Source organism: Nocardioides sp. WJ219 (assembly GCF_058559815.1).
The window spans coordinates 199,793-210,829 of sequence record NZ_JBZUJV010000011.1 but is presented as its reverse complement, the minus strand read 5'-3'; the positions used below and the strand labels follow the sequence as shown (position 1 = coordinate 210,829).

Below are 11,037 nucleotides of genomic sequence, written 5' to 3'. Positions count from 1 at the left end.
CGGGACCGCGGTCAGGCGTCCTCGCTGCGAGCCGACCGTGCGCGTCCGATCGGGGTGACGCCGACGTCGTCGGGCGAGACGGCCTCGCGGAGCCGCGCGAGCTCGGCCGGGAAGTGACCGACGAGCGCGTCGGCGTCGGGCATCGACTCGCGGCAGGCGATGGCACCCACGTGCACCTTGCCGTCGTTGCTCATCACCGTGATGTTGAGGCCGGCGCCGTGGAAGATCGGGCCCAGGGGGTAGAGCGCCTGGACCTGCCCGCCGAGGAAGTAGATCGGCACCGGCGGGCCGGGGACGTTGGAGATGACCAGGTTGATGGCCGGCGGGTGCTTCTCGGCCAGTCGCAGCCCCGCGTAGGCCCGGACCGCGAGGCCGAAGGTGCGGGGCGCGGCGAACTGGGCCCAGTCCTGGAGGGAGTCGGCGTCGATCGCCTGGTGGTGGTCCTTGGCGTTGCGGTTGGACTCGGCCATCACCTCCAGCCGCTCGAGCGGTTCCTCGATGTCGGTGCCGAGGCGGGTGAACAGCGAGGAGACCTTGTTGGCACCGGTGGAGTGGCGCGAGGACTCGCGCACGCTCACCGGCACCGAGGCGAGCAGCGAGGAGTCGGGCAGCTCGCCCCGCTCGTCGAGGTAGGCGCGCAGGGCGCCGCCCGCGACCGCGAGCACGACGTCGTTGACGGTGGTGCCGGTGGCCGTCTTGACCGCCCGGACGTCGTCGAGGCTGAGGTCGGCCAGCGCGATGGTGCGGTGCCCGGTGATCGTGCCGTTGAACGACGTGCGGGGCGCGGTCAGCGGCGCGGCCATGGCGGTGCCCGCGCGGACCCGGCCGATGGTGCTGGCGACGCCGCTGACGGTGGGGGCGAGCACCTTGGCGACCTGCACGGGGGTGGCGGCCCGGCGTACGAGCGCGCGGGCCAGCAGCTCGCGCGACCCGGCGGAGCGGCCGTGCCGCTTCGGCTCGCCGTCACCCATCGGCGGCGCGTCGGGCTCGAGCGAGCAGAGGTGGGAGATCAGGTTGGCGCCCGAGACGCCGTCGACGGTCGCGTGGTGCATCTTCATGAACACCACCAGCTTGCCGTCGTCGAAGCCCTCGATCACCCACATCTCCCACAGCGGGCGCGAGCGGTCGAGCGGCAGGGAGGCGAGGTGGGAGGTGAGGGCCATCAGCTCGGCGTAGCCGCCAGGGCTCGGCAGCGCCACGCGGTGGACGTGCCGCTCGACGTCGAAGCCCTGGTCGCGCACCCAGATCGGGTGGTCGAGGTCGAGCGGCACCCGGCGCAGCCTGCGGGTGAACTCGGGTACGTCGCGCACCTGCGACTCGATGCCGGCCTGCAGGCTCGCGAACGTGTACGGCGTCGGCATCGTGCCGGGGTCGATCACGATGACCCCGCAGACGTGCATGAGCTGGGCGGGGGTCTCGAGGTAGAGGAAGCTGGCGTCGAGCCCGGACAGGCGGTCCACGGGGGTCCTCTCGGTGGGTAGAACGTGTTCTCGTCCCAACGGGCCGGCGGGCTCGAGGTCACGGTGGCGAACGTCTCATCCTGCACGGTAAGACAGGCGCTTAGGACGCGTAGGCTCCCGCGCATGGGGTTCCTCCGTCGTCAGGTCGTCACCGCCGCCGTCACCGCCAACGCCCTGCGCCCGCTCCCGGGCTACCGGGCGGCGGTGCCCTCGTTCTTCGCCGGCTGGCTGGCCACCGAGCTCGCGCCGCACCTGCTGGCGGTCACCGCGGCCGACGCCGCCACCCACGCCCGGGGCGCCCGTCGCGACTGGCGCGGCCTGGCCCTCGCCGGCGCCAGCGCGGCCGGCCTGGCCTACCTGGTGCGGCAGGGCCAGCAGGTGCAGGTGGTCGCCGAGGACGCGCTCACCGAGGCGCTCGGGCCCGACTACCGCGACCAGCTCGACACGATGCCCACCCCCGCCGACCTCGCGGTCCCGTGGCGGCGGCTCGTCTACCCCTTCCGGGTGCGCAGCCGCGAGGTCCACGTGGAGCGCAACATCTCCTACAACGACCACGGCCGCCGCGGCCACCTCGACGTCTACACGCCGGCGGGCGGGGTGCCCGACGGCGGCGCCCCGGTGCTGCTGCAGGTGCACGGTGGCGCCTGGACCATCGGCAACAAGGACCAGCAGGGCCTGCCGCTGATGAACCACCTCGCCGCCAAGGGCTGGGTGTGCGTGGCGATCAACTACCGGCTCGCGCCGCGCGACCTGTTCCCGGCGCAGGTCATCGACGTCAAGCAGGCGATCGCCTGGGTCAAGGAGCACATCGGCGAGCACGGCGGCGACCCGTCGTACCTCGCGATCACCGGCGGCTCCGCCGGCGGCCACCTCACGGCCCTGGCCGCGCTGACCGCCGGCGACGCGTCCTGGCAGCCCGGCTTCGAGGACGCCGACACCTCGGTGCAGTGCGCGGTCCCCCACTACGGCGTCTACGACGTCGCCGGCTCGACCGGGCTGCGCTCGGCGGAGCAGATGCGCGACCAGTTCTTCGGGCCGCGGGTGCTGCGTCGGCGCTGGCGCGACGACCCCGAGGCGTTCGAGGCGGCGTCGCCCCTGCTGCGGATCACCCCCGACGCCCCCGACTTCTTCGTGCTCCACGGCGCCCACGACACCCTGGTCGACGTCGGCCAGGCCCGGCTCTTCGTCGAGCGGCTGCGCGAGGTGTCCACGTCGTCGGTCGTGTACGCCGAGCTGCCCGGCGCCCAGCACGCCTTCGACGTCTTCCCCTCGATCCGCTCCTCCCACGTCGTGCGCGCGATCGACCGCTACCTGCACTGGCACTGGAACACCTGGCGGGCCGGTCTCGACCACGAGGACCAGGTCGACCAGGACGCCGCGGTCAAGGGGTCGTGAGCCCTGGTCGCTAGCCCCGGGGCAGCCCGAGGATCCGCTCGCCGACGACGTTGCGCAGGACCTGGGTGGTCCCGCCCGCGATCGAGAGGCAGCGGGTGTTGAGCATCTCCCAGGTGGCGGCGGCGACCTCGTCGCCGTCGCGCTCGACGGCGCCGGCCAGCAGCACGCGGTCGCCGAGGAGCCGGACGACCAGCTCGGCGCCGTCCTGCCGGTTGCGCACGCCGAGCAGCTTGGCCACCGACGACTCGGCCCCGGGCCCCTGCCCGGCGAGCGAGCGCAGCACCGTCCGGACGCCGAGCAGCAGGCACACGGTGGACAGCGCGACCGACCGGCCGACCGCGACGCGCTGGCCCGGCGTCAGGTCGGCGCCGGCTGCGAGGGCGACCGCACGCTCGGTGGACTTGTCGAGGCGGGAGGTCGCCATCGCGACGCGCTCGTTGGCGAGCGTCGTCCGGGCCAGGCGCCAGCCGTCGGTGGGGCCGGCCACGAGGCAGTCGTCGGGCACGAAGACGTCGTCGAGGAACACCTCGTTGAACAGCGCCTCGCCGGTGATCTCGCGCAGCGGCCGCACCTCGAGGCCGTCGCTGTGGCGCATGTCGACCAGGAAGTAGCCGATGCCCCGGTGCTGCGGGGCGTCCGGGTCGGTGCGGGCCAGGCAGATGCCCCAGTCGGCCCTCTCGGCGACCGAGGTCCAGACCTTCTGGCCCGAGAGGCGCCAGCCGCCGTCGACCTTGGTGGCGCGGGTGCGCAGCGAGGCGAGGTCGGAGCCGGAGCCGGGCTCGGAGAACAGCTGGCACCAGACCAGCTCGCCGAGCAGCGACGGCGTCACGAACCGCTCGCGCTGCTCGTCGGTGCCGTGCTCGAGGATGGTGGGCAGCGCCCAGCCGGCGATCACGATGTCGGGTCGGGTGACGCCCGCGCGGGCCAGCTCCTGGTCGATGACGACCTGGGTCACGGCGTCGGCGGCGAGGCCGGCCGGCGCCGGCCAGTGGGGCGTGAGGTAGCCGGTCTCGACGAGGGCGCGACGGGTGTCGCCGGCCGCGGCGATCTGCGCGACGGTGGAGCGGACGTCGTCGCGGACGGCCTCGTCGCGGCCCTCGAGGTCGACGCGCACCTGGCGCCGGGTGCCGGACGAGGCGGCGGCCGTGAGCCGCTCGGCGGCGCTGTCGCCGTCGCCGACGAGCGCGCGCAGCGCCAGCGCCCGGCGCAGGTAGAGGTGGGCGTCGTGCTCGAAGGTGAACCCGATGCCGCCGAGCACCTGGATGCACGCCTTGGCCACCTCGACGGCCCCGTCGAACGCGGTGACCAGCGCGACGTCGGCCGCGAACGACCACTGCTCTGCGCCGGCTGCTCCCTCGGACCGTGGGTCGGCGACCGCGGCGACGTCCCACGCTGCGGCGGTGACGGCCTCGGCCGTCTCGAGCATCTCGGCGCACAGGTGCTTGATCGCCTGGAACGCCCCGATCGGCTTGCCGAACTGCTCGCGCACCTGGGCGTAGGAGACCGCGGTGGCCAGGCACCAGCGGCTGATCCCGCTCGCCTCGGCGGCGGCGAGGGTGACCAGCGTGCGCCGCACGAGGTCGGTGGTGATGCCCGGCGCCGGCTCGGCGCCCGTGGTCGCGTCGGCCAGGTCGACGGGCTCGGCGCTCGAGACCCGACGGGTGAGGTCGAGGCCGGCCGACGTGGTGCCGGCCAGCGCCGCCGCCGGGACCACCCACCAGGCGCCGCCGGCGTCGGGCAGCAGCACGTGACCGGCGCCGGGGAGGTCGAGGACGACGCGCAGGCCGGGGTCGAGGACCAGGGCGAACCGCTCGTCGCGCCCGGTCACCAGCGCGGCGACCGTGGCGGCCAGCAGCGGACCCGGCACCAGCTCGTGGGCGCAGGCCTCGAGGGCGACGGCGACGTCGAGCACCGACCCCCCGCCGCCACCGGCGGCCTCGGGCAGGCCGATCGTGGTCAGCCCCATCTCGGCGACGCCCTTCCAGACCTCGTCGAACGTCGCGTCGGCGTCGCCCTCGGCCAGCCGGGCGGCCTCGATGCCGCCAAGGGCCGAGGCCCAGCCCTGCAGGCTCGCCGCCAGCTCGACGTGCTCCACGGAGATCCCGATGCTCATGCGACTCCTCGACCGGTCGGGCGAAAACTAGAACGTGTTCCAATCCTACTATCCTGGCGCGGTGCCCGACATGCCTGCCGACCTGCTCGCCCACGCGCTCGCCGCCAAGGGCTTCATGCCCGCCGACGAGGGCCTGCTCCTGCACCGCCACGCCGCCGAGCGCGCCGCACACGGCCCGCTGCTCGAGGTCGGCACCTACTGCGGCAAGTCGGCGATCTACCTCGGCGCCGCCGCCCGGGCCGCCGGCGCGGACGCGGTGGTCCTCACCGTCGACCACCACCGCGGCTCGGAGGAGAACCAGGCCGGGTGGGAGCACCACGACCCCTCGCTCGTCGACCCCGAGGTCGGTCGGATGGACACGCTGCCGACGTTCCGGCGCACGATCCACGACGCCGGCCTGGAGGACGTCGTGGTCGCCCTCGTGGGCCGCAGCACCACGGTCAGCGCCCACTGGCGCACACCGCTGAGCCTGCTGTTCATCGACGGCGGCCACGCCGAGGAGCACGCCCAGAACGACTACACCGGCTGGGCGCCGTGGGTGCAGCCGGGCGGGCTGCTGGTCATCCACGACGTCTTCCCCGACCCCGCCGACGGCGGCCGGCCGCCGTACCACGTCTTCCAGCGGGCGCTGGCCGGCGGCGCGTTCACCGAGGTCGAGGCGCTCGGCTCGATGCGGGTGCTGCGCCGGGTCTCCGGCGCCGCTGGTGAGGCGGTGGGCTGAGCACCATCCGTCGCAGCCGCCTAGCGACCCGCGTGCTCGGAGTCGCACCCGCACTCGAGCGCGATCTCGGCGAAGTGCGGCGCGAGCGACGTGCCGCGCATGATCCCCGAGCCCGGCGAGCTGTGGCCGTAGGTCTCCCCCAGCGCGTCGACGCACAGGATCACCGCGGCCGCGGTGTACGTCGTGTGCTCGACGGGCCAGTAGACGTCCTTCGACTCGTCGGGACCCGACGCCCGGTAGACCCAGCCGGTCCAGTAGCCGCCGCCGTCGCCGCGCAGGTGCTGCATGTCGGTGAGCAGGGTGAGCGCCCGGCGGTGGTCGCCGGCGACGTCGAGCGCCATCGCGAGCTCGCAGGTCTCGGCGCCGGTGACCCAGGGGTTGGTGTCGACGCAGTGGATGCCGAGGCCCGGCACCACGAAGTCGTCCCACCGCGATGCCAGCAGCGCGCGCGCGGCGTCGCCGCGGACCGCGCCGCCGAGCACGGGGTAGTACCAGTCCATCGAGTACGTCGCCTTGTCGGCGAACAGGTCACGGTGCTCGCGGATCGCGTGCCCGAGCCGGCCGCCGGCGAGCTCCCACTCGGGCTGCGGCTCGTCGAGCAGGTCGGCGAGCGCGACGCCGGCGCGCAACGAGTGGTAGATCGAGGAGTTGCCGGTGAGCAGGCAGAACTCGTCCTCGGGCGTCCACTGGATGCCGCCGAACGGGTGCTGCAGCGAGACCACCCAGTCGAGCCCGGCGCGGACCGCGGGCCACATCTCCACGACGAAGGAGATGTCGTGCCGGACCAGCCAGTGGTGCCAGACGCCGACCGCGAGGTAGGCGCTCATGTTGACCTCGCCCCGCGGGTCGTCGACCTCGCCACCGACGATCTTCATCGGCCACGAGCCGTCGGCGCGCTGCATCGTCGGCACCCAGCGGTAGGCCCGCTCGGCCGCGTCGACCTGGCCGCCGACGAGCAGCGCCATCGCGGCCTCGACGTGGTTCCAGATGTCGACGTGCTCGCCCGTCGTCCACGGCACCGCGCCGCAGGGCTCCTGCATCGAGGCGATCGAGGCCGCGGTCTCGGCGACCTGGGCCGGGCTGACGACGCCGGCGACGTACGGGAGCCGCTCAGGCATGCGGGCCCTGCGTCGACTCGGGCTTGCGGAAGTAGAGCACCATCGACTTGCCGATCAGCGGGTCGAGCACCTTGCCGGCCAGCTGCAGGGCCTTGGGCTGCTTCATGATCTCCCACACCAGGAGCCGGTGGTAGGCCTTGGCCGCCGGGTGGTCGTCGTTGGTGACGCCGACCGCGCACTTGATCCACCAGTACGGCGCGTGCAGACCGTGGGCGTAGTCCTTGCCGATGTGGACCATCGCGTCGCCGGGCGTGCCGTCGTTGAACCGGCCGGCCTTGGTCACCTTGTCGATCAGCTCGTGGTCGGTGTAGATCCGGATGTGACCGCCCTCGGCGTTGTGGTAGTCGTCGGAGAGCTTCCAGTTGATGACCTCGGGCAGCCAGCGGGGCACCGAGACGGCCATCGTGCCGCCGGGCCGGAGCACCCGGACCAGCTCCTTGATCGCGTCGACGTCGGCGTGGATGTGCTCGAGGACCTCGGCGGCGACGATCCGGTCGAACTCGCCGTCGGCGAACGGCAGGGCCAGCGCGTCGCCCTGCTTGATGTCGGCCTCGGCGCCCTCGGGCACCTCGCCGGCCTCCTTCATGGCACCGAACAGCTCGAGCACGCCCGCGAGCTCGTCGGCGTCCATGTCGAAGGCGACGACGTCACCCCCGCGGCGGTAGACCTCGAAGGCGTGCCGGCCGGCACCGCAGCCCATGTCGAGCACGCGGTCACCGGGCCGCAGGCCCAGGCGGTCGAAGTCGACGGTCAGCATCGGGGTCAGCCCTCCTGGCTCGGGTGGTTCGTGGCGGTCTGCTCGCGGCGGAAGTCCGCGATCACGTCCTCGTACGCCGCCGCCACCTTCACCGCGACGGCGCGCCAGCTGAACATCTCCTGCACGCGGCGGCGTCCGGCCTCGCCCATCCGGGCCCGGCGCTCGGGATCGTCGAGCAGCGCGCCGACGGCGGTCTTGAGCTCCTCGACGTCGCCCGGCGTGACCAGGTCGGCGCACTCGCCGTCGGGTCCGACGACCTCGGGGATGGCGCCGGCGCGGGAGACGACCAGCGGGGTGCTGCACGCCATCAGCTCGGCGGTCGGCAGCGAGAAGCCCTCGTAGAGCGACGGCACGCAGGCGACCTGGGCCGAGCCCATCAGCTCGACCAGCTCGAGGTCGGTGACGCCGTGGACGAACCGGACGTGCGGCCCGATGCCGAGCTTCTCGATGAGCTTCTCGGTGCGCCCGCCGGCCTGCGGCTTGCTGACCAGCACCAGCTCGACGTCCCGCTCGGTGCGCAGCTTGGCGAACGCCTCCAGCAGCGTGGCGATCCCCTTCATCGGGGCGTCCGCGCTGGCCATCGCCATGATCCGGCCGGGGACGCGCGGCTTCACGGTCTCATCAGGCGGCACGAACATGTCGTCGACGCCGAGCAGGATCACCTGCATCTTGGCGGGGTCGACGCCGAAGTCCGTGGCGATGTCGCGCTTGGAGGTCTCCGACGGCGTCATGATCTTGCGCGCCTGCCGGGCCACCTTGCCCTGCATCCGCAGGAAGCCGTACCAGCGGCGCAGGGTGATCTTGCGCCAGGGGTTGCGGGTCTGGGCCAGGTCGATGCGCCGGTCGTAGGTGATCGGGTGGTGCAGCGTGGTGATCAGGGGCAGCCCGTAGCCCTCGATGTCGAGCAGGCCGGTGCCCAGCACCTGGTTGTCGTGGGCGATGTCGAACTCGCCGGCCCGCTCCTTGAGGATCCGGCTGATCCGGCGGCTGAACGTCCTGGGCTCGGGGAAGCCCGCCACGCACATGGTGAGGAACTCCTCGACGTCGATGAGGTCGCGGAACTCGCGCAGCCTGGGCACCCGGAACGGGTCGGGCTCGCGGTAGAGGTCGAGGCTGGGCACCTTGGTCAGCGCGACGCCCTCGTCGAGCACCGGGTAGGGCTGGCCCGAGAACACCTCGACGTGGTGGCCGAGCGCGGTCAGCTCACGGCTGAGGTGACGCAGGTAGATCCCCTGCCCGCCGCAGTGGGGTTTGCTGCGGTAGGACAGCATGGCGATGCGCATGTGCGGTCGAGCCTCCGGTGCCTTGGGCGACACACGGCCGCACGAGATAGAACGTGTTCCTATTATGGCCCACCGCCCGCTAGCCTAGTGGGGCAGATCAGACAACGAGAGCCGTCCCCAGCGCATTCCTCGATCAGCGACGACGCGCGAGTGCCGTGGGGGACCCAGGCAGACCATGGGGTCCCGATGAGCGTCACCACCAGTTCCCAGTCCGACCCGCCGTCCCGCGAGGCGTCCGGTCCGACGTCCCCTCCCCCGGCCAACTCGCTGAGCGTCGACGACCTCGGCTCGGCCGCCCAGCGCGACCGCCGCAAGCGGATCCTCGACGCCACCTACGAGCTGGCCCGCGAGGGCGGCTTCGACGCCGTCCAGATGCGCGCCGTGGCCGACAAGGCCGAGGTCGCCCTCGGCACGCTCTACCGCTACTTCCCCTCCAAGATCCACCTGCTCGTCTCGGCGCTCGCGCGGGAGTTCGAGCGCAACGAGACGACGTTCCGCGAGCTCGAGATCCCCGGCGACACCCAGGCCGAGCGGGTCATCTGGGTGATGAAGCGCACCACCCGGGGCCTGCAGGGCAACCCCAAGGTCACCGAGGCCCTCACCCGCGCCTTCATGTTCGCCGACGCCTCCGTGGCCGCGGAGATCCACGCCGTCGGCATGCTGCTGACCTCGATGCTCACCCGCGCCATGCACCCCGAGGCCACCACCGAGCCCACCGACGAGGACGTCGCCATCGCCCGCGTCATCGGCGACGTCTGGCTCTCCGCCCTGGTCGCCTGGGTCACCGGCCGCTCCACCGCCGCCGAGACCGGCGCGCACCTCGAGACCGCCGTCGGGTTGTTGCTGCGCGACCGACCTGCCGGCGGCGGGGTGCTGGTCGCCGGGGGCTGAGACCCCGACCCCCGACCCCCGACCCACCGTCGGGCTACAAGAACTCCGCCGTCGTCCCACCGAGCGCGATCGGGTCGAGACCGAGCTTGCGGTGGTCCCAGGAGCGGGTGCGGTCGACCTGGAGGCGGACGACGACGCGGTTCTTGGCCATCAGCTCGACGAACGGCTTGAGCTCCTCGGTGTACGGCGCGTTGTAGCGCTCGAACACGTTGACGCAGACGTCCCAGACCACCGCCGGGTCGTCGATGATCTCGCCGGTGCCCTCGAGGGCGACGCCGCGGAGCTCGTCGTAGGTGTGGCCGGTCTCGACGAGGAACGACATCGTGGGGTCGCGGCGGAGGTTGACGACCTTCTGCGACTTGGTCTTGGTCTCGATCCACACCGCGCCGTCGTGGACGGCGTACCACATCGCGACCAGGTGGGGCCGGCCCGTCGGGCCCATGGTCGCCACGGTCGCGGAGCGCTGCTGGTGCAGGAACTCCACGACCTCGTCGTGCGTCATCACGATCTGCCCACGCTGGTTGGCCATGCCGCAGAACCTATCCGCCGAAGCCGTGGGTGGCCGTGACGCCTCCGTCGATCGCGATCTCGGCGCCGTTGAGGTACGTCGCCTCGTCGCTGCCCAGGAAGACGTAGAGCGGGGCGACGTCGTCGGGGGTGCCGACCCGGCGCAGCGGGACCTTGGAGGCGCCGTACTCCATCGCCGCGTCGCCACCGTGCACCCGCGTCATCGGGGTGTCGATCATGCCGGGGTGCACGCTGTTGGTCCGGATGTTGTACTTCCCGAGCTCGTGGGCGGCGGCCTTGGTCATGCCGCGGATCGCGAACTTCGTGGCGCCGTAGGCCGCGGTGTTCGCCATCCCGGCCAGGCCCTCGGTGGAGGAGGAGTTGATGATGGCCCCGCCGCCGTGGGCGCGCATCGTGGGGACGACCGCCTGCATGCCCAGCCAGCAGCCCAGCTGGTTGACCCGGAACAGCAGCTCGACCTCGGCCAGCGGCATCTCGGCGATCGACCCGAAGCGCAGGATGCCGGCGTTGCTGGCCAGCACGCTCACCGGCCCGAACCGCTCGTTGGCGTCGTCGACGACCGCCGTCCAGGAGGCCTGGTCGCTGACGTCGTGGTGGGCGAAGTGCGCAGCCTCGCCGAGCTCGTCGGCCAGCGCGGCACCCTCGTCCTTGGCCACGTCGGCGACCACGACCTTCGCGCCCTCGGCGACGTAGGCCCGGCAGATGCCGGCGCCCTGGCCCCGAGCACCACCGGTGACGATGGCGACCTTCCCCGCGAGACGTCCGGCCACG

General features: G+C 72.8%; 10 protein-coding genes. 3 read left to right on the top strand and 7 right to left on the bottom strand.

Features of this window, described 5'->3' with window-relative positions; all coding sequences use genetic code 11:
* Window positions 1-11 precede the first annotated feature (11 nt).
* The gene (locus tag AC4MBH_RS21665; protein WP_491797483.1) at window positions 12-1,460 is read right to left on the bottom strand and encodes a WS/DGAT/MGAT family O-acyltransferase; all 1,449 of its coding nucleotides are present in this window, start codon (window positions 1,458-1,460) and stop codon (window positions 12-14) included.
* A 123-nt stretch (window positions 1,461-1,583) separates the two neighbouring features.
* Between AC4MBH_RS21665 and AC4MBH_RS21660 the strand changes: the two genes are divergently transcribed.
* A complete protein-coding gene (locus AC4MBH_RS21660) occupies window positions 1,584-2,855 on the top strand; it encodes an alpha/beta hydrolase fold domain-containing protein (protein ID WP_491797482.1) in 1,272 nt (423 codons plus the stop codon).
* A 10-nt stretch (window positions 2,856-2,865) separates the two neighbouring features.
* On the opposite strand, the gene AC4MBH_RS21655 is transcribed toward AC4MBH_RS21660, so the two are convergent.
* Window positions 2,866-4,968 (bottom strand): acyl-CoA dehydrogenase family protein, encoded by a 2,103-nt coding sequence (locus AC4MBH_RS21655; protein WP_491797481.1) that lies wholly within the window; start codon window positions 4,966-4,968, stop codon window positions 2,866-2,868.
* Window positions 4,969-5,038: 70 nt separating this feature from the next.
* On the opposite strand from AC4MBH_RS21655, the gene AC4MBH_RS21650 reads away from it, so the two are divergent.
* Window positions 5,039-5,689, top strand: coding sequence for a class I SAM-dependent methyltransferase (locus AC4MBH_RS21650; RefSeq protein ID WP_491797502.1), 651 nt, complete (start codon window positions 5,039-5,041; stop codon window positions 5,687-5,689).
* 20 nt (window positions 5,690-5,709) lie between these two features.
* On the opposite strand, the gene AC4MBH_RS21645 is transcribed toward AC4MBH_RS21650, so the two are convergent.
* From AC4MBH_RS21645 to AC4MBH_RS21635, 3 genes are read right to left on the bottom strand one after another with little or no spacing between them, the layout of a single operon-like run.
* Window positions 5,710-6,807, bottom strand: a complete 1,098-nt coding sequence (locus AC4MBH_RS21645; protein WP_491797480.1) for a prenyltransferase — start codon at window positions 6,805-6,807, stop codon at window positions 5,710-5,712.
* Complete coding sequence (locus AC4MBH_RS21640; RefSeq protein WP_491797479.1) at window positions 6,800-7,564, bottom strand: class I SAM-dependent methyltransferase; 765 nt, start codon at window positions 7,562-7,564, stop codon at window positions 6,800-6,802. The genes AC4MBH_RS21645 and AC4MBH_RS21640 overlap by 8 nt, the downstream gene beginning before the upstream one ends.
* Before the next feature lie 5 nt (window positions 7,565-7,569).
* A complete protein-coding gene (locus tag AC4MBH_RS21635) occupies window positions 7,570-8,847 on the bottom strand; it encodes a glycosyltransferase family 4 protein (protein ID WP_491797478.1) in 1,278 nt (425 codons plus the stop codon).
* 186 nt (window positions 8,848-9,033) lie between these two features.
* On the opposite strand from AC4MBH_RS21635, the gene AC4MBH_RS21630 reads away from it, so the two are divergent.
* Window positions 9,034-9,738, top strand: coding sequence for a TetR family transcriptional regulator (locus tag AC4MBH_RS21630; protein ID WP_491797477.1), 705 nt, complete (start codon window positions 9,034-9,036; stop codon window positions 9,736-9,738).
* A 34-nt stretch (window positions 9,739-9,772) separates the two neighbouring features.
* On the opposite strand, the gene AC4MBH_RS21625 is transcribed toward AC4MBH_RS21630, so the two are convergent.
* Both AC4MBH_RS21625 and AC4MBH_RS21620 read right to left on the bottom strand, forming a co-directional pair.
* The gene (locus AC4MBH_RS21625) at window positions 9,773-10,267 is read right to left on the bottom strand and encodes a pyridoxamine 5'-phosphate oxidase family protein (RefSeq protein WP_491797476.1); all 495 of its coding nucleotides are present in this window, start codon (window positions 10,265-10,267) and stop codon (window positions 9,773-9,775) included.
* Between the two features lie 10 nt (window positions 10,268-10,277).
* Window positions 10,278-11,036, bottom strand: coding sequence for a glucose 1-dehydrogenase (locus AC4MBH_RS21620; RefSeq protein WP_491797475.1), 759 nt, complete (start codon window positions 11,034-11,036; stop codon window positions 10,278-10,280).
* Window position 11,037 lies beyond the last annotated feature (1 nt).